Below are 24,806 nucleotides of genomic sequence, written 5' to 3'. Positions count from 1 at the left end.
TTATTGCCGACCTTTCAGCTCGACATACAGCGCGTCTGCCTGGAGTTGCAGCTGCTGCAAGTCTTGACCAGCCAACTGCTCTTTGGGCGTTGGAGGTCGCTTGAGCACCTCTTCCATGACCAGAATCCGGCCGATCAATTCCCCTTTTTGCTCACCTTCCTGACGTCCTTCCTGACGTCCTTCCTGACGTCCTTCCTGACGTCCTTCCTGACGTCCTTCCTGACGTCCTTCCTGGCGTCCTTCCTGACGTCCTTCCTGGCGTCCTTTCTGCTCGCCTTCCTGGCGTCCTTCCTGTTTCCATTGTTCGGCGACGGTTGGCATGATCGATGTTCCTTCTACTTGAAGAGCCTGTTGAACGATTGTGACCAGTTGCGACTTGGTAACGCGGTCGGTCCCCGTAGCGATGTAACGTAAGATGGTTTCGAAACTTTGAAGGGCGGTCGCCGGTGGCAATAGTTTCCTGAACAGCTCTAAGATTCCTGGCAACCGCTCGGGCAGCTCATCCCGCTTGATATATTTTAGCAGCGCCATGTAAGCGAGGAATACCGATTCGCCTCGCAATTCCTCGTCGCTGCATTGGCTCAAATCGAGCAACGGCATTGTGAAACTGGGAACGAAACCACGCAGGGGCTCCGGCGATTCAACCAGTTCCTGCATGGTCCGAGCAACGTTCCAAGGACTGCGGCCGTGGTAGAAGACCAGCGGAATCACGCAGCACAGCGGCTGACCGCTCCGCAATCGCTGGTCATTGATGCCGACGATGTATCGCAGCACCTGGAAGATCGTCTGCGGATCGGCTGTCGATTTGTGCTCGAACAACAACACCACAAAAGCATCGTCGCCCCGAGACAGTTTGACATCGAAGACCAGATCCGAGAGTCCTTCGCGGAGTGCGATGTCGACAAACGACTCCTTCGCCGGTCGAATGCTCTCCAAATCCAGCTCCGCCAGAACCTCCGCTGGCAGTTGCCAACGGACGAGATCGCGAACACGATCCAGCTCGCCTAACAAACGCCGCACAAAGCGATCGTGCGGATTATGAATCGATTCGTCATCATCCATCGCGGCAGTCCTCCAAGGAACAAGGGGACTACCGAAGTCTAACATTCCTAGGTCTGCGGATACAAATGATCCAGACACAACTGGGACCAGATTTCGAAATGGTCGCGTTGGCTGATCAGCTCCGCCAGCGGTGCGAAGCCCGAATCGACGAGCCCCGATTCGTTGTTCCGGACGTCGGCCGATTCCATTTTCATCAGGTGGACGACCCCCAAGTGAACCCGGCCGACAGCGGTCGACGGGTCGTAGATCAAACCGACGACCTGTTCTTCGTACTTCGATTCGATCACCAGTTCTTCGTTCAATTCCCGCAGCATTCCGGTCCGATACAAGTCGCTGCTGTCGGCGTCTTCCGACGAGATGTGCCCGCCGATCCCAACGCTTCGCTTCGCGTGCAATCGCTTTTCCCCTTGGCCGCTGCCACGGGTGTAGCGAAACAGATGCACCTGGCCGTCCGAATCGGTCCACTCCAAGACGACATAAGGAATCAATTGCTTGAACGACGGATCCTCTTCCATCTGGCTGCGTGGTTGAAAGCTCAACTGGTCGCTCGCCAACAGCGGCTTCAGGTAGCGGTCGACGTCGGGCTCAAAGCCTTCAAACGCTCCCAACGCTTCGATCACCGAAGTCGGGATGACAAGGATCTGCTCTTCTGTACTCATCGAATGATTCCTAACAATTGGATTTGTCGTCTCTAGATAATCAGCATCGCGTCGCCGTAGCTGAAAAAGCGATACTCTTCGGCAATCGCCGCGGCGTACGCTTCCATGATCAGTTCGCGTCCGGCGAAGGCACTGACCAGCATCAACAGCGTGCTCTTGGGAAGATGGAAGTTGGTGAGCATGCGATCGACAGCTCCAAACTTGTACGGCGGGCGGACGAACAGATTCGTCATGCCAGTCCAGCCAACCAGTTGATCGTTTTCGGCAGCGACGGTTTCCAGCGTCCGGACCGAAGTCGTCCCGACCGCCAGAACGCGGCCGCCAGCAGCTCGCGCGGCGTTCAATTTCTCGGCTGTCTCGGCGGAGATGCTGGCCCACTCGTAATGCATCTCGTGCTCGTCGAGCGTTTCGGTTTGCACGGGGCGGAAGGTGCCGATCCCGACGTGCAGCGTGACCGCATGCGATTGAACTCCCTTGGCCTGCAATTGCTTCAGCAGTTCCGGGGTGAAGTGCAGCCCAGCCGTTGGCGCGGCGATCGATCCGGGATCGCGAGCGAAGACCGTTTGATAGGTCTTCACGTCGTCATCGACCATCTGCCCCTCGCGGATGTAGGGAGGCAGCGGCACGCGGCCGAAGCGTTCCAACAATTCAGCCGGTTCGCCGTCGCTGCCGGGACGCACCGCGAGGTGCCCGTCGGGCAGCCGGGCGATCACTTCCAAAGTCTCCACAGGTCGCGCGTCGCGATCCTCCAACGTGATCTGCTCGCCCACCTTCAGCTTGCCGCGAGTCCGGCTGAGAATCTCCCACAGCCCGGTTTCATTGTCTTTGCGGACAAACAGCCCCTGCCAACGGCCGCCGGTTTGTGTGCGCAACCCGACCAGTCGCGCGGGAATCACGCGGCTGTCGTTGAAGACCATCGCGTCGTTCGGATCGACCAGCGACGGCAGATCGCGAACGTAATGATGTTCGATCGATCCGCTGCGGCGGTCGACGACCATCAAACGGGCATCGGCGCGTTGGGACAGCGGATGTTGCGCGATCAACTCGCGAGGCAACTGGTAATCGTAGAGATCGAGTTCGCTCACAGGACTTGGCTTGGCTGGAGGCTTCCGTTGGCTGCGTTGGGGTGCCGCCCTGGCCAAGTTCTGGCGCAGTCCCGCCCGGCGGGACTGCTTGGTCTCTAAAAAGAAAAGGACCGAAGAATCGTCGTCGGGGCTGGAACCGGTGGCACACAACCCCAACGAATCAAGATTTGGCAACCATTGGTTTAAAACGTGGTTTGTGTCTTACGTTGGGTTACTGGATACCATGCCTCGATCGCATCGGCAAGACGCTTGACAACCGCTGGGTTCTCCGCCGCCAGGTTCTTCTCCTCTGCCGGATCGGCGATCAGATCGAACAATTGCGGGCGCCGCTCGGTCCGCGGATGGGTCGATTGATAGCGATTCACTTCGCCATCGTAGGTCAGCAACAGTTTCCACCGCCCCTCGATGCACCAGCGAAACAGCAGCGACGCCTCGGGATTTTCGATGTCGGCGATATCGTGCGCGAAGCTTTCACCGAAGATCTGCTGGCGGTCGATCTTCTCGCCGCTAGTCATTTCAGGCATCAGGTTCAGCCCTGGCAGATTGGCCGGCACGTCAGCTCCCGCCGCCGCCAAGACTGTCGGCACGATATCCAAACTGCTGCACAGTTCCTCCCGATCGGCCGGCTTCAATTTACCAGGCCAAGAGAACATGATCGGCGTACGGATGCCCCCTTCGTATGGTGTCTGCTTCGATCGCGCTGCGTATTTCGAGCTGTTGGGATCTTGGATCCAACCGTTGTCGGTCACGTAGACGATCAGCGTATTTTCCCGCAATCCCTTCGCATCCAAATGATCGATCACCTGGCCACAGGTCTCATCGAACCAATCGCACATCGCATAATATTTCGCCACCGACGCGGAACGGCCGGGCTGCGTGTATTTGTCCAAAATTCGCTTCGGCGGATTGTGTGGCGTGTGGGGCAGGAAGGGAGCGTACCACAGATAAAACGGCTTCTTCTCTTCGACTGCCATGTCGATAAATTCGGTCACCGGTTGCATCCCAGCCCGACCGATCTTCAGTCCATCATCGCCATGTCGACCGCCGGGCTGCGGAAAACCGCGAGTCATCCCGTGAGTGAACCCGCCGTGTTTGTAGTTCCCTTCCCACCACTTGCCCGACTGCATGCTCAAGTAGCCGTCGCGGCCGAGGATCTGCGGGACGGTAGGGAAGCGGTCGAGATAAGAGATCAGTTGAGCGCGTTGTTGATCGTTTTCAGGCGTTCCTGGCTTGGAATATTTCGGCGAAGGATCGTTTCCCGTCACGCCATGTTGCGACGCGTAGCGACCGTTGATCAAGGTGAGCAATGAAGGCCGGCAGAGTGCGGTCGGAACATAACCGCGCCGGAACAAGACGCTCTGTTTGGCAAGCCGATCCAGATTGGGAGTTTGGATCGCGTCGTGCCCCATAAAACTGTAGTCGCCCCAAGCTTGATCGTCGGAGATCAACATCACGATGTTTGGCGGCGTTGTCGTGTCGGCCGCGTGGCTCGATCGCGTCAAACCGAAGCTGCAAACCGTGACAAATGTAAACAGTGCGAAGAAGATCGGCCGACGCCAATGGGGTTGAGGTTTCATGGATTGTGATTCTCGATGTGGGGAAATTTTCAAACAGCGTGAGAACGCATCGACGGTCCAAACGACGACCTCGATCAGCCTGCAGTCCAATGATGGCTCTGCCCGGTCAGTCGCTGCAGATCGGCAAAGTACTCGGGGTACGTTTTGGCGGTGCAGGCCGGATTTTTGATCTGGATACCTGGGGCACGCAGCCCCGCAACGGCAAAGCTCATCGCCATCCGGTGATCGTTGTAGGTCTTCAGTGTAGCCGCTCGCGGCGGTCCTGGGGTAATTTTCAGACCATCGTCAAATTCTTCGATCGTCGCCCCCAATTTCCGCAACTCGGTCGCCAAGTCGGTGATCCGATCGGTCTCCTTGAAGCGGTTGTGCGCGACGCCGTGAATCGTCGTCGGCCCCTCGGCAAACAACGCGACCACCGACAGCGTTTGCACGGTGTCGCTGATCTGATTCATGTCGACATCGATCCCACGCAGCGGGCCGCCGGCGGCGACGGTGATCCCATCGGGTGCGTCGGTCACGGTGCAGCCCATCTTGGCCAGACAGTCGACAAAACCAACGTCTCCCTGCAGCGCCGCCCGCGTCAGCCCTTCGACTTTGACCGTTCCACCGCTGACCGCCGCAGCCGCCCAGAAATAACTGGCCGCCGAGGCATCGGGTTCGATGTCATATTCGATAGCTTGGTAGACACAGGGGGCCTGGACCGCGAAGACGCCCGGAGTTGTCTCGGTCACGTCGACGCCAAAGGATCGAATCACCGCCAGCGTCATATCAACGTAGGGACGCGACACCAGTTCGCCCTCAACGTGGATTTCCAACGGGCTGCGACTCAACGGTGCGGCCATCATGATTCCGCTGAGGTATTGGCTGGAGACATTCCCGCCGACCGTCACCTTGCCCCCCTGCCAACCCTGGCTGTCGATGCGAACCGGCGGGCATCCATCCCCTTGCTCGCTGCTGGCACCACCGCCGGTCTGATTGATCGCCGTCAACAGATCGCCGATCGGTCGCTGGTGCATGCGGTCGATGCCATGCAAACGGTAGTTGCCGCCGAGCGCGGAGAGCATCGCCGTCAGGAACCGGATCGTCGTTCCGCTGTTGGCGACATAAACCTCCGCCTTGTGCGAGGCATCGGATCCGCCGATCCCGCTGACATCGGCAACGCGGCCATCGGGGCTGAGATCGATCCGCACGTCCAACTGACGCAGCGCATCGATCATCACCTCGGTATCCTCGCTGCGGAGAACACCAGTCAGATGCGTCGTGCCACGGGCCAAGGCGGCGCAGATCAGCGCCCGATTGGTCAGACTCTTGGATCCCGGCGGGCGGATCGATCCGTTGACCTGGCCGCTGGGTTGAACTTCGACAGTCGTTTGCGAGGACTCACTCATTTCGTGGCAATTTTCCAAAGTGCGTTTTCGGTGCGGGCAAAAATCGCGTCGCCGGAGACCGCTGGCGACGCGAGCATCGGGCCGTCGATCTTCGAGACCGCCAGCACCTCCGCTTCGTCGCCGTTGTCTTTCACGACCGCGCAATTCCCTTTGTCATCAAATACAAACAGGCCGGTCTGGGTGGCAACGGGCGTCGCCCACTGCGATCCAATCCCCTTGATCCGCTGCTTCCAAATCTCGTCTCCGCTAGCCAAATCGCCCGCTACCAGGACCGAACCTTGAGCCAGGTAGATGCGATTGCCGGAGATCACCGGGCTGGCGCTGCGAGCTTTCAAGCGATCCGATTCCCACAGGGGCTTCGGCGCATCGCTCGTCAAATCAAACGCGATCAGACCGGCCGTCGGGATGACCAGCGTCGATCCGGCAACCGAAGCCGAGGGTGTTGTCTTGCAATCGAGCTCGGTCTCCCAGATCACTTCTCCGCTGGCCGGGTCGACGATTGTCGCCGACTGAGAGCAGGAGAGGAACAGGGCCTGCCGACCGCTGGGCAACGGAACCGCAAGCGGTGAAGCGAAATTGGCAACCCGCGGCCGATCGAGATGCCACAACGTTTTTCCGCTGTTTTTGTCCAACCCTGCGACAAACGAATCCCCTTGGCATTCCAACTGAACCATCACCACGTCGTCGATCACCACCGGCGAACTGCTCATGCTGACGTCGCTCCCCGTCTTGGGATGATCGACGCCCAGCCCGCGATACCAAACGATTCCCCCCTCGCGATCCAAGCAGACCAGATCGCAGGAACTATAGAGTGCAAAGATCTTCTCGCCGTCGCTGGCTGGCGTCGGAGCGGCGTTGGCGCTGGTCGGATGCGTAAACGGCCGGCCCAATGCCAACAGCGTCCGCACCCAAACTCGTTTGCCAGTGGCCGCATCAAAGGCTTCGACCGAGATGTCCCGTTCGTCGATCCCGCCACAGCTGGTCGCGATCACCAGATCGCCAACGACTAACGGACCGGCGATCCCACGACCGACGGTCTCTGCATGCCAGGCGATGTTCTTCCCCTCTTCGGCGGAAAACTCCGCCGGCGGATTGGACTGCGGTGAGTCGGCGCGGCCGCCAAAACCACGGAAGCCCAACCAGTCGTCGCCCCATGCGGTCATCGGAATCAACAGCAGACAGGCAGTGAAGGTGATCGTTCGCATCGTATCGGTTTCCCAAAAGGGGAGAGAGATGAATTGTAGTGGATCTTGTTAAAGATCCGTCGAGCATCAAAAACGTCGGGGCGAGGATCTTTCATAAGATCCACTACGGAATAGGGTGCGTGCAAAAGGATCTTTAACAAGATCCACTACGGAACAGGGTGTGTGCAAAGGGATCTTCAACAAAATCCACTACGGGGACAAACGCGTCGCTTAGCGTTCGAAATGCAGCGGGTTGCCGTTGGGATCGGTGATCCGCAATTGGAACTCCCAGACCTGAGCCCACGACTGGGTTTGAGCGTTTTGGCAAACCTTGACCAAGACGGTGTTCTTCCCTTTTTGCAGCGGCACGTCGGCGATGTACTGATCGACTCCCGTCCGGGCGTGATAGACCTCGTTGGCTGTTGCCAATTCGCCGTTCACCCAGATCTTGTTCGCCACGATGCTGCCAAGACGCACCTGAGCAGGTTGGTCGGCGGGAGATTCGATTTCGAAATAGCCGTAACAAACCGCCGCCTTTTCGTTTTTGAAGATCGGATTCAGATCGACCATCCCTAGCTCATCATCGGTCGCGTGCGATTGCCAGCTGACCTTGTCCAGCTTGCCCGCATAAGAGGTTTGCGAAACGGTGTGTTGCGGACTTTCGAGGTACTCTTTCTCAGGAGCGTAGACCGCGGCAAAGCCGACGCCATCGGTGTTGTCGAACGGCGCCACCAGTTGCCACTGCTTGATGAAGCCCATGTGAGCGGCCAAGTCGACCGGGTGCCCCGCCTCGCGAAGCGACTTGGCAATCTCGGTCAGCTGCCCTGGATAGCGAGCCCATTCCAATGCCTGTTGATAGAGTGCGACGCGCGCATCTCCTTCCGCTGCCTTGGCCGCTTCCAGGACTTTGGCGACAGCTTCGTAACGCAACTGCAGACTCGGATCGTCTAACATCCCGTCGACCAGCGAGTCGGCGAGATCGGGGTCGGCATCCTTTAATAACCGGAAGGCGACGTAGCGTGCATCGCGCGATCCATCGGTGTTTTTGATAAACACTGCCAACGGCTGCACCGGCACCTGACCGTTGTCAGCGATATCGGCGGCGATCACGCGCAACCAATTCCGTCCCAACGGCGTCGCCGATTCGATCGCCGCCAACACGTCGATCAAACGGTCCGGGCCCAACTGGCTCAACCGCTTCGCCGCCGCGATCGCGTCGGCGTGCCCGGCTCCTTCGGGGCCGATCTTGCTGAACGCTGCCAAGTCCTGCTGCTGCCCGACACAGAGCGTTGCTCCCTGAAGGAACATCAATAGACAGAGCGGGATCGAGGCGAGGGGCGACAGAGTCGCATTGCGGCGCCAATTTGACATCATCGGGAAACTCCAGAGTTCAGTGGTTGAGCCCATCGAAGCGGGCATCCCACAGATTTGCTTTGTTGCAGCGACCAGAACGCGCGGGGCTGCAATTGTAATCCGTCGCGACAACCGAAGCACGTGGACGAAGCCGTTGCGATGGCGGCTAAGGATTCTTTTGCGTTCGGGAAATCCGACACGGAACGCTAGCTGATGACTTCCTGGCGATCCGGACGGACGTATGCGTCTCCGAGTACCACATGTTGAAAATCGAATTCACCCGGCTTTTTGGGAACCGCCGCGCGACCAGTGCGTCTAGGACAACGAGCGTTGCCGCCGCTCGTTGGGGCACTCGTCGTTTTCCGCTTATCAAAGGAACCGAAACCATGTCGCGAACAATTGCCACGGTCGCCACCTGCGCCAGCCTGTGCCTGACGCTGTTCTGGATCTCTCCAGCCCAGGCGCAAGGCCTGCTGATAGCATCGGAACCTGGGATCGGCGATCGGTTGCCACGGCCAATCCGACCGCCGTGGCGGCCCAGTCCGAATCCTCGGCCGCCGCAGCCGACGACTCCCGGTTTCCTGTACAACATCGCCCGCCTGGAAATTGACGCTTCGATCCAGGGGCAGATCGCTCAAGTACAAGTCGATCAGACGTTTAAGAATGTCACAAGTCGAACCCTACAGGTGAAATTTGTCTTCCCGCTGCCCGACGATGGAGCGATCGATCAGATGACTTTTATGGTCGATGGCGAAGAGTTGACCGGTCGGCTGTTGGAAGCGGACAAAGCGCGGGAGATCTACGAGGGGTACGTGCGGCGCAGCAAAGATCCGGCGTTGGTGCAGTGGATTGGGCATGGAATGTTCCAAACGCAAGTCTTTCCCGTGCCGCCGGGAGCCGAGCGAACGGTGACGCTACAGTATTCGCAGATCTGCCGCCGCAGCGGTTCGATGAACGACTGGACGCTACCGCTGGCACCCACTCAGTTCACCAGCCAACCGATCGGAGAGATCGTGATCCGCGGCCGGATCCGCAGCGACGCAAAACTGGGCAACGTCTACAGTCCCACGCACGAAGTCGATTTCGATCGCCGAGACGATCATCGCAGCGAATTCAAATACACGGCCAAGAAGCATGTCCCCGAGAGCGACTTTCGCGTGTTGTGGGAAGCGGGAGACAGCCCGTTGCAGATCTCGCTGATCACCCATCGACCTGATCCGAAGGAAGATGGCTATTTCTTGATGTTGTTGCAGCCGTCGCTGCCCGAGTCCGATCCGGCAAACGCCAAGGTTGGCAAGAACATCGTGGTCGTGGTCGACAAGAGTGGCAGCATGCGAGGCGAGAAGATCGAACAAGCCCGCCGAGCGTCGCGGTACGTGGTCGACCAATTGAAGCCGCAAGACCGATTCACCCTGATCACCTACGATAGCGACGTCGACACGTTCAACAACGAACTGATCGCAGCCGATCCCGCAACGCACGAGGACGCAACCGATTACATCGATTCGATTTTGGCTGGCGGCAGCACCAACATCGATGCCGCGCTCAGCAAAGCCTTGGCGGCGACCAAGGGAAGCGACGGGCCAGCTTATGTGGTTTTCATGAGCGATGGCCAGCCGACCGTAGGCGAGAAAAACGGGATGAAGATTGCCGATAAAGCGTCCAAACAAATCGCTTCTGGAACGCGATTGTTCAGTTTGGGGATCGGCCACGATGTGAACAGCCGACTGTTGGACAAACTGGCGGAAGTCTGCTTCGGTCAAACGATGTATGTTCGTCCGGGGGAACCGTTGGATGATGTTGTCAAAAAACTCTACGACCGCATTGGCGCTCCGGCGCTGACCGGTGCCAAGCTGGCGATCACCGTCGATGGACGCCAGGGAGGGACGCGCATGCTCTATCCCTCCGAAATCTACGACCTCTTCTCGGGCGATCAACTAGTGATCGCGGGACGCTACCGCCGCGATGGCGATGTGCAGATCAAGCTGACGGGAGATTTTCAGGGTGAGTCGCAGGAGTTCGTCTTCGATGGCAAATTTGCGAAACAGACCGACGAATCGAAAAATGTCTTCGTCGAACGCTTATGGGCGACGCGTCGGATCGGTCAGATCATCGACGAGATCGATCTGTATGGAGAGCAGAGTGAATTGGTGGACGAATTGATTCTTCTGTCGAAGAAGCATGGAATCCTGACTCCCTACACCGCTTATCTGGCCGAAGAGAAGACCGATCTGAACGATCGCGCCGCGGGCCGCGAATTGGCTCAAGTACAACTGCACCGATTGCATGCCGAATCGGGAGCCGACGCCTTCCATCAGCGTTCGTTTAAATCGCAGCTGAAACAAGCGAATCGTGGAATCCAAAGTTCCAATCAATCGATCATTGCCCCCGCAGCGCCGGCGTCCGGTGCAAGCCGAAGCTTGGGACAAACTTGGAGCAACGCAGGCAACGCAACCAGTCCGCGTTTCCAAGGCGGAATGGCTAGCGGTTCCGTCGCCAGCCCAACGCCGAACGCGCCGGCGGTTGGACCCGAGGCCCCACACAACAGCTTGCCTCGCGTTAAACAGATCGCGACCAAAACGTTCTACCTGAAGAACGATCGCTACGTTGATGCCGAAGCAACGAAAGAGCAGATCGAAGCGGCGACCAAGGTCACTCAGTTCAGCGAAGCCTACTTTGGTCTCCTGGATAAACTGGGCCAGAAGATGAATCCCTATCTCACCGAATCGTCGGAGATCTTGGTGGTTGTCGATGGCAAGCCGTATTTGATTCTGCCGCAATAAGACGGCTGAACCGCTGCATGCCGCACCGGCGCGAAACCCGCCGATCGCGTCGAGCGTCCGTAAATCGCAGTCGAAAGTAACTTCAATCGGTACCGCGGTGCCGATCACGCCCAGCCGATGCCCGATTAAGAATTGATTAAGCCCACCCTCTATCGATTGACACGCGCCAACATTTCCATAGATTTGGAATTATGGAAATAAAAGAAGCTGTCATCGCGCTATCGGCACTCGCCCAGGAATCGCGGCTGGAGGTGTTCCGGTTGCTTGCCAAGCTGGGGCCCGAAGGGTTACCAGCGGGTCAGATCGCCGAAACACTCGACATCCCTTCGGCCACGCTCTCCTTCCACCTGAAGGAGCTGTCGCATGCAGGACTTGTCGTTTCGCACAAAGAGGGACGGTCGGTGATCTATGCAATCAACGTCCAAGGGATGAATTGCTTGATGGGATTTCTCACCAAAGATTGTTGCCAGGGGCGGCCGGAACTGTGCACTCCAACGAGTTGCGACACAGCGACGAAGAAGCAAACCACCAAGAAAAAGCCATCGCAAAAAGGGGCTGTTAAATGAGTATCCGAATTGGAATCAACGGATTTGGTCGAATGGGACGGCTCGGTTTTCGCGCCGCTTGGGATTGGCCCGACTTCGAGATCGTTCACGTCAACGAAGTCAAAGGAGGCGCCGTCGCCGCGGCGCATCTGCTGGAATTCGACACGGTCCATGGCCGTTGGGGTGGAGAGATCGATTCGTCCGACGACGCCATCCATGTCGATGGCAAGCGCGTCGGCTTCTCCAGCTACAGCACGCCGGGCGAAGTGCCATGGCGCGACATGGGCGTCGACATCGTCGTCGAAAGCTCGGGGAAATTCCGCACTCCCGAAACGCTGGCCCCCTACTTCGAACAGGGTGTTCAGAAAGTTGTCGTCGCCGCGCCAGTGAAAGAGGGTGCGTTGAACGTTGTGATGGGATGCAACGACCACCTCTACAATCCTGACGAACACCATCTGTTGACCGCGGCGTCCTGCACCACGAACTGCCTGGCTCCGGTCGTCAAAGTGGTCCACGAACAGATTGGGATCAAGCATGGCGTGATCACAACACTGCACGACGTCACCAATACGCAGGTCATCGTCGACGCGCCCCACGTCGACCTGCGGCGCGCACGTTCCGCCTTGAACTCGCTGATCCCAACCACTACCGGTTCCGCAAAAGCGATCACGATGATCTACCCAGAACTGGAAGGGAAGCTGAACGGGTTGGCGGTTCGCGTGCCGTTGTTGAGCTCTTCGTTGACCGATTGCGTGTTCGAGCTGCAACGACCGTCGACTGCGGAAGAGGTGAATTCATTGCTGCGAGAAGCTTCCCAAAGCACGCTGCAAGGGATTTTGGGGTTTGAGTCCAAACCGCTCGTCTCGGCCGATTACGTCAATGACGTCCGCTCGGGAATTGTCGACGGTCCGTCGACGATGATGATCGATGAGACGATGGTGAAGATTCTCGTTTGGTACGACAACGAGGTTGGATACGCCAACCGGATGATGGAGTTGGTAAAGAAAGTTGCCAACCGTTTGCCAGCGAATCAACCGGCGTAGCGGCACGCACCTCAAGTGGATGGAACGAGCGATATGGACAAGAAGAGCTACGGCCTAGTGACGGCCGCCTACTGGGGATTCACGCTGACCGATGGCGCCTTGCGGATGTTGGTGCTGCTGCACTTTCACCAGCTTGGCTACTCTCCAGTCAACCTCGCGTTCCTCTTCCTGCTGTACGAATTCTGCGGCATCATCACCAATCTGTTCGGCGGCTGGATCGCCGCACGATACGGCCTGCGCGTGACGCTGTTTGCCGGCTTGGCGTCGCAGATCGTCGCCCTGACGATGCTTTCGTTTGTCCAACAGGACTGGGTCGCATGGCTTTCGGTCGCTTATGTGATGACCAGCCAAGCGATCTCCGGGGTGGCGAAAGATCTGACGAAGATGAGCTCCAAAAGCGCGGTCAAGCTGATCGTACAGGGGAGCGATGCGGCGGAGACCGAGTCGCGGTTGTTCAAATGGGTCGCCATCCTCACCGGCAGCAAAAACGCACTCAAAGGGTTCGGCTTCCTGCTCGGCGGCGTGCTGCTGCAGTGGCTTGGGTTCGCCCCATCGCTGCGGGCGATGGCCGCCGCGTTGGCGGTGGTGCTGGTACTATCGGCCGCCATGCTAAAAGCGGATATGGGGAAGACCAAGGCGAAGGTCAAGTTTCGCGAGCTGTTCTCCAAGAGCCGCGAGATCAACATCCTATCGTTCGCGAGGTTCTTCCTGTTTGGAGCACGCGATGTTTGGTTCGTCGTCGGTCTGCCCGTCTTCCTCGCATCGCAGCTCGGTTGGAGCGATGCCGGAGTCGGCGGCTTCCTGGCTGCTTGGGTGATCGGATATGGAATCGTGCAGGCGTCGGCCCCTCGATTCATCAACCGATCAGCCGGCGCCGCCCGCGCTGCTCAGACCTGGGGCTTCGCGCTGTTTCTGGTCTCGCTGTTGCTGTCCCTTGCGATCCAAATGAACTTCCATCCGTCGGCCAGCATCCTGATCGGACTCACCGTTTTCGGATTTGTGTTCGCCGTCAATTCATCGGTTCAGTCTTACCTCATCCTCGCCTACACCGACTCCGACAAAGTCGCCTTAAACGTCGGCTTCTACTACATGGCCAACGCCTGCGGTCGGCTAGTCGGAACGCTTTTGTCGGGCGTGATGTTTCTGGTCGGCGGATTGCCCGGATGCCTATGGACCTCGACCGCGCTGGTGCTGGCCGCCGCTGCGCTAACGCTCTACCTGCCCGTCGCACAGCGGTCCCCGATCCCTGAGGTCGCCGGCTAGTTCGTGGCAAAACAATCCAAACCAGATCAATTGGCGACGAAGTTTAAGATCCGCGCGACCTGCCGTTCGGGATGCTCCGGCGACGCAGCAACTCTCAATTTGATCTGATGCGAGTCGTTCCTTAAATCGGTGGCGAACATCACTGTCCGCGGGTAGTGCAGCCCTTTGCTGTGATGGTGGTAGAGTTCGACCGGCTGGAAAGCGCCGCCGTCGATACTCACTTCGACCGTTGCCGCATCGGGTCCCGCCAACACATAAGCTCCGATCGCCGTGCCGCTGAATTTCAACGAGCATTCCGCTCCCGCACCCTCCAGACACAACAGCCGTTCGCTGGTGAAGCGGCTTCGCTTGCCCCCGGGAATCGCATCCCAACCGGGAATCTTGACCGTCGCTTTTGCCGTCAGATCGGCGTCAGCGACGTCCAACAATCGGCCGCGGAAGTAGCTGTCCACATCCATCGGCTCGGGCAACGGATGAGGCATGATGTTCGCGCCCTTTGCATTCCTGTCACCTTTCCAAGCGACATCCATCAATTGGTCGATCAGATCAGCGGCGATCCGATTTCCCGCCGGTTTGGGATGCGTGCCACCGTAAACTTCCCAGCTGAGATCGCCCGCGGAGATGCTGCTGGCAACCTGTCGAGCCAGTCGAATCGCGGGGATCTTATAATGTTCGGCAACCGCTTCATGAGCGGCGATCGAGAGCGGAGTTTTCTGCTGCTGCGACGTGGCCAACATTCCCGGATTCACAAAGTAGGTCAGCACGATATCGGCGTTTGGATTGTGCAATCGGGCGTGGCGAATGATCCCCTCCATCCCGCGAATCGCGGCGTCGCGCGAGTGCATCGCGTCCTGATCGTCGTTGACGGCGAATTCGACAAAAAACAGATCGACGGGCCCCTTGTCCAATACATCGCGTTGCAGCCGGAAGGCGCCGGTCGTTGAACAGGTCGACGAAATTCCGGCGTCGGTGAACTTGAACTTGGTATCGGGAAAACGTTCCTGCAGCGACTCCATCACCATCGGGCGATAGCCGTTCATTTCGGTGATCGATCCGCCGATGAAGGCGACGTGCCCACGATGCTCTCGTTCGAACAGAATCCGCGCATTCTGGAAATCACCGCGAAGGATTGAATTCGCCGGATCGAGGGTAAGCGAATCATCGGCACGGGCGCGGTGGGCAAAGCATGTCAAACAGCAGATCAGTGGAAGCAGAGCGAATATCAAGGGGCGAGGCATGTTGGGAACTCACGGATATCAATGAATTGGAGGTGTTTTCTCAAGGCACCAAAGTACCAGCCAAGCCGATCGGTTTCGAGCATTTTCAGTTTTCACCGACCAATTTTTCAGGCAGCTCAAGCGCGGAACCGTGCCCTGCGGTCTTTGATCCGTCGTAACGCCCTCCCCGAAAAACTTGCTAAACCCTCGTTTTCCGACCCTCCCAGGCTCCGCCCGAGAGGGTGCAATACACAGCTGCTTACATCGCGTTTCACCCTCCCGGCTCCGCCGAGCGAGTGAAGTGGAACGCTTCACCCTCCCGCAAACGCAGTTTGCATGGGAGGGTCGAACCAGCGCAGCGAGGTTCGGGGAGGGCCGTGCAGGTGGCGGTATCGCAGTGACGTCAAGCGATCACAATTCGATCGTGCGACACGGCGTAAAGGCTTCGTAGCTGGCCAACTGAACGAACAAACGCCCGGCGCTGGTGGGAGCCGTCGTTCCGGCATCGCGATCGCTCTGCAAGGCGGCTCGATAGATTTGCGTCAACCGATCGACGAGCGCCGATTCGTTGAACGCTTCGGCCGCTCGCTGCGCGTTGGCAGCGAGATGCGGCTGCGGGTCGCCGGGTGCTGCGGGCAGGTCGTGCATGATGGGATTGGCGTCGCGAATTTGGCCAGCCAGCTTGCGATCGGATTTCGCCGCGACGATCGCTCGCGCCTGCAGACCGATCGGCAAACGGGCAAAATCGATGTCGCCGACGATCGGACCGCGATCGACCGACTCCAAGTCCAAGGCGTCGATAAATCCGTCGGGCAACCAACCCCACGCGGCACAATAGGCTTCCCAGATCTGTGGCTGAGCCGATTGCCCGATCACAGCAGCCGGGATCGAAAGCGACGGGGCAAGGCCGGGGAATTCACAACCCGCGGCGCGGAGATCGTCGGTCACCGCTGGAAGGTCGCGACCTCGCAGCGGGCATCCGGCCAACATGGCTTCCAGGAAAACAGACGCTCCGTTTTCGGCGACGCTCGACGTGAACAAGAAATCGGCAGCGGCCAGCAATTCGGCTCGCGAGATACCTTCGACAAGCTCCGCGTCGAATCGCACCGGCAGTTGCTGGTTGCGGGCGAAAGTCGACCACATCGCGTACATCTTTTGATCGATCGGATCGGTGGGGGGCGCCGCGATCGCAAACGTTGCCTCGTCGCAAACCGCACTCCACAGCAGCAGTTCGCCGATATTCTTGGCTCGGCTGCCACATGCCGGATAGATCCCCAGCGGCTTGTCCGCATCGAGATCCAACGCCGCGGTCAACTTGCGTTTCGCAGCCGCTTGATCGAGTTGGCTTTCAAGAATCGCCGGCGCGATCGGGGGCAATCGATGCAAAGCAGTATCAGCAACGCCCAGCGACGACAACAGACTGCGATCGCGCTGCGTCGCAGCGACGTAATGCAAATTGGGAGCTTGCGGATAGAGATGGCGTTCGACCGCATCGGGCGTCTGCGCAGCGAGCGACGGGATCCAGCGTTGATAGTTTGCGGACGAATAGTCTTCAGCAAAATCGTGGATCTGCAATACGATCGGCCAGCCCGCTTCGGCCAGCTGGGCGACAGCTTCGGGAAGCAACAGGTGCTCACCGAGGCTGTGGTTATGAAAATGGAGCAGGGTGTCGTCGCGAGATCCACCGGCAGCGGTGATCGCTTGGGCGATCTGGTCGGTCAAAGCCTGTGACTGATCGATCGACGAAGAATCATCCGAGAGAGCGTCGACTGAAATCGCATCGACGGGGAAACGAAGGCTTTGCAAATCGGAAAGGCCCGCGTCGCGACCACCGTGCAGCAACAACACTCGATCGATCGGAAGCTCGCTGGCGGCCAAAGCTTGCAGATGATTTAGAACCACTTGCGTGACATCGCCACGATCAAAGTGATTGTGGAGGACGACAAGTTTCATCTGCGACCAAGAAAGAGTTTAAGAATAGTGCGGGCGAGAGGAATCGAACCTCCACTCCCTTGCGAGAACAAGAACCTGAATCTTGCGCGTCTGCCAATTCCGCCACGCCCGCATGTCTTCAAAAACTGTTGCGTCATTTTCACAACGCCAATTGGATTCCGATTTTATTACTTCGGAAACAATCGTTCAATGCTTGATTTTATTTAACCAAACCATCGAGATCGATGGAAGGCATTGCCCTGGGAGCTGCCATTCCAAGCCGATCCGGCGAAACCACAGCACCAAGTTTTCGCCGATTGTAGATTCGATGAAGGTATCCTGTAAACCATGCTTTCGGATCTTTTTTCAGCAGTTGGTGCGCGAACCCTTCGACACCGGATCAGGGACTCCAAAATCGAACCGCCGTCGACCGTCTACCAATCCTTGGCCACCGGTTCGCGGGTCAGGCGTCGGCTGCGTTCCTGGTCGCGACGCCGCTGGGCCTCGCGGTCGCGAACGGCCTGCAAAAAGCTAGACGAATCCATCTGCGGCTGTTCGCCCTGGTCCGACTCCTGCGGCTGTTGCTCTTGCTGATCCTCGCCCGAATCCTGCGGTTGATCGTTCGGATCCGACTGCGGCGGCTGCAATAATTGCAACGCTTCGACCAGCTTGGTCAACGCCTCATCTTGATGCTCTCTCGCGGCTTCGACCTGTGGATCCGCTTCGGTCAACGCGTCGCCAACGGCTTGCATCGACTGCATCCCCGCGGTCACCAATCCAGCCGCCTCGCGATAGCGTTGGCCCGCCTGCTCAAATTCTTCGGTCTGCTGAGGCGACAACTGATGGCCGGCAGGCGACTCCGGCGACTGTTCCGCTTGCTTCTTTAACGCGTCGGCGATCTGCTGCGCCTTGTTGCTCAGTTCGGCTTGCTCCAACGAGATCGGCCCCAATCGACGCATCGCCGCCGGATCGTCCTGCAAACCGGCAACCTGTTGGGTTTCGTCGTTCAATTGAGCCTGCTGCATCGCGGCTTCGCGGAGATGTTCGACGACGGAGAAGAACAGCCGGCGGAGCGCTTCCAAATGCTCGACCGCTGCCTGAGCGTGACCGCTTGGCAACGCAAACGGCTCGCTCGCCGCGGGCTGCGGTTCCATCGCCGCTTCATCGGCGTCAGCTTTCTCGGAAGCTTCGCTCTCCGTTTTCTTAGGCTCCGTTTTCATCGGCTCCAGCTTCTCAGCTTCCGCTTCTTTATCTGCTTCCTTCTCCACGTCCTCCGATTCGGACTCGCTTGGCTCCGCAGTTTCCTTCGGCTCCGTAGACTCCTTCGATTCGTCAGCTTCCTTTGGCTCCTCTTTCGTCTCCGCGGTATCTGCCGTTTCCTTTGCCTCCTGTTTCGATTCGGCAGCCGGAACTTCAGCTTCTTCCGCCGTCACCTTGGCCAACGTTTCCAACACCTTGGTCATTTCGTCTTTCGCTTTGCCAGCCAACTCAGTCGCGAGTTCGAAGCGTTGCAGTTCGGCGGCAGGATCGGGCGCGTCGTCGGCTGGCGGCGTTGCCGGATCGGCGTTCGCGGCGGCGGAGAGCGTCTGTTTCTGCTTAGCGATCAATTCCGACAAGCGATCCAATCGCGTGCGGTTACGCGTTTGCAGCGGTTCGACCAGCGATTGCCGCTGAGCGATGTCGTCTTCGGTCAACGCTGGTGGTTCTTCCGTCAGATCTTCCGGCGGCTCGGGCAAGCCGGCACTGGGATCCAGCATGGCAGAGATCTGCGTTTGCGTTGCGTACGTCAATTCGATCAGCCCGCGGAGATCGAGGAACCGCTCTCGGGCATCGCTCAAACTTTCAATTCCCTGACGCTGTTGATCCAGGGCGGCGCGATAGTTGGGAATGTCCAATTCCTTCACAGCTTGTTCCATCGCAGCGTCGCCAGCTTCCAGCGACGGCAGGGCCTGGCGGAGCGATTCCATGAAGGCAGCCGTTTCGTCGTCGGCCGCGGGGGCTTGATCTTGCGGAGCGGCCGCGTGCTGATCGGCTCCCGCTTTCAGGCGCTGATACAATTCGGTCGTTCGTTCGCTGACCGATTGCTGGCGTTCGCGAAGGTATTCTTGATTCAGCCAAGCCGGCGTGGTGGGGCTCGCTTCAGGGAGCGGACTCTTGGCCGATCCGCGTTCGCCATCCGCGGCGAGCAGCGAGGTTCCCTGCGCAGCAGTCGTGGCATCAGCCAGAATCTGATCCAAGACTTCGACAGGCTGACGCAACTGGTCGCGGGCGCGTTTCAGTTCTTCCAGTGCCGAAGCGGATCGCCGAAATGCCCGCTCGGCCTGACGCAACCGCATCTGGCTGCGAGCGCCGCCCATCCGTTGGTTCGCTCGATTGACGTAGTGCAGGACGTTGTTCAGTTGAGCCGCGCGGAGCTTCTGTTCGTCGGTTCGATCGGCTTCCGGTTTGCCGTCGATCACGTCCAGTTCCTCCCGCGCGACCTCGGTCAACGATTGCGCATCGGCCAATTGCTTTCGCTGCTCCACCGCCAGTTGCCGGAACTCGTTGCGAAACGCATCGGTCGCGTTGGGATCGTCGATCGCGGAGATCCGCTGGACCAAGGCGACAGCGCTGCCAACCACCGCTCGCTGGGCTTCGATCAAGGCGTCGATCCGCTGCGTCACGTCGCGATCGTCCTGATTCGCCAGGCTGTCACGCAGCTCCAAGATCCGCCGAAGAACCACTTCCAGATTGTGCCGGGCCTGAATGTCGTCGTCGCGCAAACCGATCGCCATCCGAAACCAATCGGCCGCCGATTCGAGATGCCGCAGCGATTCGGCGGGCTTCTCTTCCAGTAGTTCATCAGCGCGGCCGATCTCGACCCAGCCCATGTTGTAGGTCGCCCGAAACCGCAGCTCGCCGTCGATCCCCGCGCCGCGGCGGGCCGCCACAAGCAGACGCTCAGCCCCGTCGAAGTCGCTTTTGATCTTTTCGATCCCTTCGTTGTAGAGCGAACGCGGATCGCGATCCTCCAACGAATCCTCCGCCTCGCCATCGGAATCCGAACTCGCCTCAACGGCTGCAACCGCGGAGTCGTCGGTCGACGGCTGCGCGGCGACGGCTTGATCGTCCACAGATTGAGTATCCTCGGCTGCCGCAGCGGGGACCGCCATGCAGGTACCGACGACCAGCAGCGCGATCGCGGCGGCAGCCTTTTGGCCGGCCGGAAGCGAAGGGAGTTCGAGCGTTTGCGATGCGGCAGCCGATCCGCCGGCCAAGACCGTTCCGGCCAGCAGGAAGATCAGCGCCGACAGCAGCGCCCACTGAAAAGCTTCGTTGCGGACGGCGCGGCCACGATCATCCAATTGCCCGCGGACCAGCGGCGCGATGTGGGCGTCGTAGATCGATTGCAGGTTCAAAACGCCAGTCCCGGCGGGAATGTAGGCTCCCTGCGTCGCTAGCGCCATGTCGCGGAGCGTCTGGCCGTCGAGACGCGTGACGACGGTATCGCCGTTCGCATCGCGAACTGTCTCCTGGACACCGGTTTTCGGATCGGTGATGCGGATCTCGCTTCCCGATTCGTCCCCCAGACCGATCGCCAAAATCTTGATGCCACGCTCGGCGGCCGCCTTAGCCGCGTCCAGCGGATGCGAATCGTGGTCTTCGCCATCGGTGATCAGGACCAGTAATCGGGAGACATCGCTTTCGCTGCGGAAGCCTTCGATCGCTTTGCGGATCGGTTCTTCCAGCCGCGTTCCGCCCCGCCCAACGCTGTTGGGGCCCGCCCCTTCGAGGATCAACTTAAAGAAGCCGAAGTCGGGGGTGAGCGGGCACAACACGCTGGCGCGGCCGGCAAAAGCGATCAGACCAACTTGGTCGCCATCGAGATAGGTCAGCAGGTCGGCGAGTTCCGCTTTGGCACGTTCCAAGCGGTTCGGCGCGGTGTCTTCGGCGAGCATCGATTTGCTGACGTCCAAGCAGACCATCACCTGAGCGCCCACGCGGGGCGTCTCGACATAATGCAGTCCCCACTGCGGCCGCATTAACGCGACGACGACGCTTAAACCCGCCAGTCCCAAGCAACCGATACTGGCCCAGCGTCGCAGCAGCGATGGGCGGCGAACCAATCGCGATTGCATCGTCGGGGACAACATCCGCGACAAGACGTCGCCGCGGCGTTGGTCCAGCCACAACAAAACCGCAACGGCGGCCAGGACGATCCAAATCGCCGCGGACCACTCTGGATTGGCAAAACGAAAATCAGACAACATCACGGCAGCGTCCTAAAGACCGTCGATCCCAACACAACCGCAGTTCCCATCAGGCACAGCCCCAGCAGAGCGAAGGTGCCATAATGTTCGGTGTACTGCAGATAACGAAACTCCGTCACCTTGGTCCGTTCCAAGCGATCGATCTGCCCGTAAATCTCGCCGAGCGCGTCGATGTCGACAGCTCGGAAATATTGACCGCCGGTGACGTCGGCGATCTCGGTCAACGTCTCTTCATCGATCTCGACCTCGGCACGAACCAATTGCATCCGCCCAAACGGATCCTGCATCGGGATCGGGGCCAGCCCGTTGGTCCCCGCTCCGATACTGTAGACCTTGATATCATTTGCCGCCGCGACCTCAGCCGCCTCTTTCGGTACGATCGCCCCGGCGTTATTAACACCGTCGGTCAACAGGATCACGATCCGCGACTTCGCCTCGCTCCGTCGCAGTCGTTCGACCGCCAGTGCCAGCCCGTCGCCGATCGCTGTTCCATCTTCATCCTCGCGGCGGACCAGTTCCAAATCGTCCAACATCGCCACGAGGTTGCCATGGTCCAACGTCAGCGGGCAGAGGCTGTCGGCGTAACCAGCAAACGCGATCAGCCCGATCGTATCGTCGGGGCGTCCCTTTCCGGCGGTCCCCTCTTCTCCCAGCACAAACTGGCGGAAGACTTGTTTGACGACCTGCAATCGGTCGACGCTTTGATCGTCTTTGACCAGATCGCGGGCGTTCATCGAACTGGAATGATCGACGACCATCATGATCGCGACCCCTTCGCGGCTGATCCGCGTTTCGGCATCGGGCGTCCGTGGACCAGCGATTGCGATTGAAAGGGCGATCAACGTGAGTGCCATCAGCAGCGCAGGCAGCTTTGCCAGGCGAACACGAACGCTGCGTGGCCCCTGATCGAGGATCGCCAACGACGAATAGACAAGCATCGACGGTCGCCGCGAGGCCCAGACAAAGACCAGCGGAGCCAGTAGCGACAGCAGCAACAACCACGGATCGCGGAATTCGATCTCAGACATTCCGCACCTCCGTCGCCGCAGGTGTCTGCGGTTCGCTGTGCTGTGGTTCGTCCTGATCGAACTCCATCAGCGGCGCGTTCTCGCGAGTCTCTTCCAAGAACTGGCTGGCTGCGTCGATGCTGCGTTGGATGTCGGCATCGCTTGGCACCGCACCGGCGAACTTGACAAGATCGGCTTGGCGGAGGAACTCGCGCAACAGCGATTGGTGGTCGCGGGTCATATCGGGTGAGGCTTGCAGGGAGTTCAAAAACTCTTCGGTCGTCAGTTCGGGAGCCCGCAGTTCAAACCGGTCCTCCAAATAATGGCGGACCAGATTCGACAGGTCGACGTAAAACGTATCGATCTCATCGGCCGAGATGCGGGGCTGGCGAAGCAGTTGATCCAGCCGCCATCGCGCGACTTCGTAGGCGCTCTTGCGGCGGCGTCTCCGCTGCCAATCGGTATACGCTCGCCAAGCAAATGGCGAGGCGGCGGCGCAGACGGCGACCAGTGCCAGCACCCACGGCCAGCGAGCCGGCGCTGGGGGCTGACGCGGTTCGAGTCGCCCCAGCGGCGGGTTCAGGTCGGCGGCGACATCGTCGGGAAGGACCGATTGCACCGTGAAGGGGATCGCGTCGGTCAAGATTTCGTAAGCGTCGTAGCCCTCGGGAGCTTGCCGTTGGTCGGGGCGATTGTCGACGTATTCGATCAAGATCGGCGGGATCGCTTGTTTACCCGAACCGGCCGGTTGCAGCCGATATTGCTGCGATAGGATCGTCTTGCCCGCATCGTCGATCGCTTCGCGAGGGACAAAGTCGACGATCGCAAAGCGGTCCAACGCTTCCCCGAATTCGGGCATTAGGACTTCGACATCCTGTTCCGCCTGGACCTCGATCCGCAGCGTGACCGGATCGCCGATCAAAGGCTCTGGCGGATCCAACGAGAGCGCGACCGAGACCGGCCCCGACTGGCTGACCTTTTCGATCGGTTGAGCCCAGCCGCTGCGGGGCGTGAGCGAACCGATGGCGATCAAAGCGACGAGCGCTAACAAAAACGTAATTCGATTCAACGATGCATCCTCCGAGAACGCATACGAAAGAACCGCACCAAGGGATCGACGACGCTTTTCGAAGCGTCGATGTGGATGAAGTCGATGCCGGAGCTTCCGAATGAACGGCGCAGTTGATCGATTCGATCTTCGGACGCGGCGGCGACGTGATCTCGGAAGGCGACCGATCCGGTATCGTACCGCTGGACGCGGCCCGTTTCGGGATCGGCGACGTTGACCATGCCGACGTTAGGAATCTCTCGCTCCTTCGGATCGGTGATCAGCACGGCGATCACGTCGTGCTTTCGGTTGGCACTCTGCATCGCTTTTAAATAGCCGTCGTCCAGGAAGTCGCTGATCACAAAGCAGACCGATTTTCGCGACGTCACCGACATCAGGAACTCCATCGCGCCGCCGACATCGGTCGCTTGCCGACCCGTTCGAAGCCAAGCCCGACGTCGACCGAAGGGCAACCAACGACGAGGCCGCTTGGCAGGCGTGGTCCCCGATTTCGTTTCGACGTTGCCGTGGGCAAGGACTTCGCGGACGACTCGCAATGAATGTTTCTGGCCCTTGCGCGGCGGAATGTATTGATCGATCCCGCCGTGGAACAGGGCCAGCCCGACCTTGTCGTCGTTCCGCGTCGCCGAAAAAGCCAACAGCGCGGCCAGTTCCGCCGTCGCTTCGCGCTTCGACCGCGTGGCCGATCCGAAGTCCTGGGAGGCCGAGACATCGGCCATCACCATCAGCGTCAGCTGGCGCTCTTCGACATACCGTTTGACAAACGGTTCGCCCGTACGGGCCGTCACGTTCCAGTCGATCGTGCGGACATCGTCGCCGGGGACATAAGGGCGGACTTCGTCGAATTCGATGCCGCGTCCTTTGAAGACCGAGACGTATTGTCCGGCCAGCACATCGGCGACCTGACGCCCGGTTTGGACTTGGATTTCGCGGACTCGGCGGATGATCTCTCGAGGTAACATGCGTCGATCGTATGAGGAAAGGGGTATCGAATCAATGCGGCCCCAACGGGAAAAAGGTTCGCTAATTTTTGATTTTTCGCAAGACCGCAAGCAATCCGGGCAAACCGCTGCCAGCAATGCTAAAGGCAGACAACGCACCTTGAAGCTCCTCTAACGGAACGCCTGGGCACGCCGTTACCTGCAGCAGCTGGGGCTTCGGGCAAGGGGTAGATCCCCACCACTGCTGGCCCCCAAAAGCTCGGTTGACCCGATTTAATGTCGATCTATATTTCAGTCTCTCCATCGTCTCGGGTGGATCCTACGCCGCAGCCTCTCGTGGCTTGCCGGCCCGGCGCATCGGCGGTTCTACCGCAGCGACGCCCTGTACTCTTATTTTTTGATCGCGGATGGTCGACGTTGGGTGCATTTGCAGCACCTTGCTGAATGT

The 24,806-nt window shown here is 59.3% G+C and carries 17 protein-coding genes and 1 tRNA gene; 4 read left to right on the top strand and 14 right to left on the bottom strand.

Annotated features, from left to right (window positions below):
• The 7 genes from Poly24_RS06105 to Poly24_RS06075 form a co-directional block, all read right to left on the bottom strand.
• Complete coding sequence (locus Poly24_RS06105) at window positions 1-1,062, bottom strand: Rpn family recombination-promoting nuclease/putative transposase (RefSeq protein ID WP_197452360.1); 1,062 nt, start codon at window positions 1,060-1,062, stop codon at window positions 1-3.
• A gap of 47 nt (window positions 1,063-1,109) precedes the next feature.
• Window positions 1,110-1,721: a phosphoesterase gene (locus Poly24_RS06100; RefSeq protein WP_145091956.1), complete on the bottom strand. Its 612-nt coding sequence runs from the start codon at window positions 1,719-1,721 to the stop codon at window positions 1,110-1,112.
• 32 nt (window positions 1,722-1,753) lie between these two features.
• Window positions 1,754-2,806 (bottom strand): tRNA preQ1(34) S-adenosylmethionine ribosyltransferase-isomerase QueA, encoded by a 1,053-nt coding sequence (gene queA, locus Poly24_RS06095; protein ID WP_145102627.1) that lies wholly within the window; start codon window positions 2,804-2,806, stop codon window positions 1,754-1,756.
• Window positions 2,807-2,988: 182 nt separating this feature from the next.
• Window positions 2,989-4,383, bottom strand: a complete 1,395-nt coding sequence (locus Poly24_RS06090; protein ID WP_145091953.1) for a sulfatase family protein — start codon at window positions 4,381-4,383, stop codon at window positions 2,989-2,991.
• A gap of 74 nt (window positions 4,384-4,457) precedes the next feature.
• On the bottom strand, window positions 4,458-5,771 hold the full coding sequence (aroA, locus tag Poly24_RS06085; protein ID WP_145091950.1) for a 3-phosphoshikimate 1-carboxyvinyltransferase: 1,314 nt from the start codon (window positions 5,769-5,771) through the stop codon (window positions 4,458-4,460).
• Complete coding sequence (locus Poly24_RS06080) at window positions 5,768-6,976, bottom strand: outer membrane protein assembly factor BamB family protein (RefSeq protein WP_145091947.1); 1,209 nt, start codon at window positions 6,974-6,976, stop codon at window positions 5,768-5,770. Before Poly24_RS06080 ends, aroA begins: the two co-directional genes overlap by 4 nt.
• Window positions 6,977-7,186: 210 nt before the next feature.
• Window positions 7,187-8,329, bottom strand: coding sequence for a hypothetical protein (locus Poly24_RS06075; RefSeq protein ID WP_145091945.1), 1,143 nt, complete (start codon window positions 8,327-8,329; stop codon window positions 7,187-7,189).
• 365 nt (window positions 8,330-8,694) lie between these two features.
• On the opposite strand from Poly24_RS06075, the gene Poly24_RS06070 reads away from it, so the two are divergent.
• The 4 genes from Poly24_RS06070 (at window position 8,695) to arsJ (ending at window position 13,942) form a co-directional block, all read left to right on the top strand.
• Window positions 8,695-11,091 (top strand): VIT domain-containing protein, encoded by a 2,397-nt coding sequence (locus Poly24_RS06070; protein ID WP_197452359.1) that lies wholly within the window; start codon window positions 8,695-8,697, stop codon window positions 11,089-11,091.
• Window positions 11,092-11,282: 191 nt separating this feature from the next.
• Window positions 11,283-11,657: an ArsR/SmtB family transcription factor gene (locus Poly24_RS06065; protein ID WP_145091939.1), complete on the top strand. Its 375-nt coding sequence runs from the start codon at window positions 11,283-11,285 to the stop codon at window positions 11,655-11,657.
• A complete protein-coding gene (locus tag Poly24_RS06060; RefSeq protein WP_145091936.1) occupies window positions 11,654-12,679 on the top strand; it encodes an ArsJ-associated glyceraldehyde-3-phosphate dehydrogenase in 1,026 nt (341 codons plus the stop codon). The genes Poly24_RS06065 and Poly24_RS06060 overlap by 4 nt, the downstream gene beginning before the upstream one ends.
• A gap of 33 nt (window positions 12,680-12,712) precedes the next feature.
• The gene (gene arsJ, locus Poly24_RS06055; protein WP_145091933.1) at window positions 12,713-13,942 is read left to right on the top strand and encodes an organoarsenical effux MFS transporter ArsJ; all 1,230 of its coding nucleotides are present in this window, start codon (window positions 12,713-12,715) and stop codon (window positions 13,940-13,942) included.
• Window positions 13,943-13,968: 26 nt separating this feature from the next.
• Here the strand turns inward: arsJ and Poly24_RS06050 are convergent, their stop codons facing one another.
• The 7 genes from Poly24_RS06050 to Poly24_RS06020 form a co-directional block, all read right to left on the bottom strand.
• Window positions 13,969-15,135 carry an SGNH/GDSL hydrolase family protein gene (locus tag Poly24_RS06050; RefSeq protein ID WP_231753488.1) on the bottom strand — a complete coding sequence of 389 codons (1,167 nt, stop codon included), beginning with the start codon at window positions 15,133-15,135 and terminating at the stop codon, window positions 13,969-13,971.
• 435 nt (window positions 15,136-15,570) lie between these two features.
• Entirely contained in the window at window positions 15,571-17,112 is a 1,542-nt protein-coding gene (locus tag Poly24_RS06045; protein ID WP_145091927.1) for a glycosyltransferase family protein, read from the bottom strand.
• A gap of 28 nt (window positions 17,113-17,140) precedes the next feature.
• Window positions 17,141-17,224: transfer RNA gene (locus tag Poly24_RS06040), tRNA-Leu, on the bottom strand.
• Window positions 17,225-17,525: 301 nt separating this feature from the next.
• Window positions 17,526-21,341, bottom strand: coding sequence for a VWA domain-containing protein (locus tag Poly24_RS06035; protein ID WP_145091924.1), 3,816 nt, complete (start codon window positions 21,339-21,341; stop codon window positions 17,526-17,528).
• Window positions 21,341-22,369: a vWA domain-containing protein gene (locus tag Poly24_RS06030; RefSeq protein WP_145091921.1), complete on the bottom strand. Its 1,029-nt coding sequence runs from the start codon at window positions 22,367-22,369 to the stop codon at window positions 21,341-21,343. The genes Poly24_RS06035 and Poly24_RS06030 overlap by 1 nt, the downstream gene beginning before the upstream one ends.
• On the bottom strand, window positions 22,362-23,417 hold the full coding sequence (locus Poly24_RS06025; RefSeq protein ID WP_145091917.1) for a hypothetical protein: 1,056 nt from the start codon (window positions 23,415-23,417) through the stop codon (window positions 22,362-22,364). The genes Poly24_RS06030 and Poly24_RS06025 overlap by 8 nt, the downstream gene beginning before the upstream one ends.
• On the bottom strand, window positions 23,414-24,379 hold the full coding sequence (locus Poly24_RS06020) for a DUF58 domain-containing protein (RefSeq protein WP_145091914.1): 966 nt from the start codon (window positions 24,377-24,379) through the stop codon (window positions 23,414-23,416). The genes Poly24_RS06025 and Poly24_RS06020 overlap by 4 nt, the downstream gene beginning before the upstream one ends.
• Window positions 24,380-24,806 lie beyond the last annotated feature (427 nt).

The organism is Rosistilla carotiformis, assembly GCF_007753095.1.
Lineage (GTDB): Bacteria > Planctomycetota > Planctomycetia > Pirellulales > Pirellulaceae > Rosistilla > Rosistilla carotiformis.
Note: the sequence above shows the minus strand (reverse complement) of the source record. Positions and strands in the feature narration are given on the sequence as shown.

Bases quoted from the DNA above. Each gene is read 5' to 3' on its own strand.
- aroA (WP_145091950.1), bottom strand. From the start codon at position 5,771: ATGAGTGAGTCCTCGCAAACGACTGTCGAAGTTCAACCCAGCGGCCAG.
- Poly24_RS06105 (WP_197452360.1), bottom strand. From the start codon at position 1,062: ATGGATGATGACGAATCGATTCATAATCCGCACGATCGCTTTGTGCGG.
- Poly24_RS06065 (WP_145091939.1), top strand. From the start codon at position 11,283: ATGGAAATAAAAGAAGCTGTCATCGCGCTATCGGCACTCGCCCAGGAA.
- Poly24_RS06035 (WP_145091924.1), bottom strand. From the start codon at position 21,341: ATGTTGTCTGATTTTCGTTTTGCCAATCCAGAGTGGTCCGCGGCGATT.
- arsJ (WP_145091933.1), top strand. From the start codon at position 12,713: ATGGACAAGAAGAGCTACGGCCTAGTGACGGCCGCCTACTGGGGATTC.
- Poly24_RS06070 (WP_197452359.1), top strand. From the start codon at position 8,695: ATGTCGCGAACAATTGCCACGGTCGCCACCTGCGCCAGCCTGTGCCTG.
- Poly24_RS06045 (WP_145091927.1), bottom strand. From the start codon at position 17,112: ATGAAACTTGTCGTCCTCCACAATCACTTTGATCGTGGCGATGTCACG.
- Poly24_RS06020 (WP_145091914.1), bottom strand. From the start codon at position 24,379: ATGTTACCTCGAGAGATCATCCGCCGAGTCCGCGAAATCCAAGTCCAA.
- Poly24_RS06075 (WP_145091945.1), bottom strand. From the start codon at position 8,329: ATGATGTCAAATTGGCGCCGCAATGCGACTCTGTCGCCCCTCGCCTCG.
- Poly24_RS06030 (WP_145091921.1), bottom strand. From the start codon at position 22,369: ATGTCTGAGATCGAATTCCGCGATCCGTGGTTGTTGCTGCTGTCGCTA.
- Poly24_RS06080 (WP_145091947.1), bottom strand. From the start codon at position 6,976: ATGCGAACGATCACCTTCACTGCCTGTCTGCTGTTGATTCCGATGACC.
- Poly24_RS06060 (WP_145091936.1), top strand. From the start codon at position 11,654: ATGAGTATCCGAATTGGAATCAACGGATTTGGTCGAATGGGACGGCTC.
- Poly24_RS06090 (WP_145091953.1), bottom strand. From the start codon at position 4,383: ATGAAACCTCAACCCCATTGGCGTCGGCCGATCTTCTTCGCACTGTTT.
- Poly24_RS06100 (WP_145091956.1), bottom strand. From the start codon at position 1,721: ATGAGTACAGAAGAGCAGATCCTTGTCATCCCGACTTCGGTGATCGAA.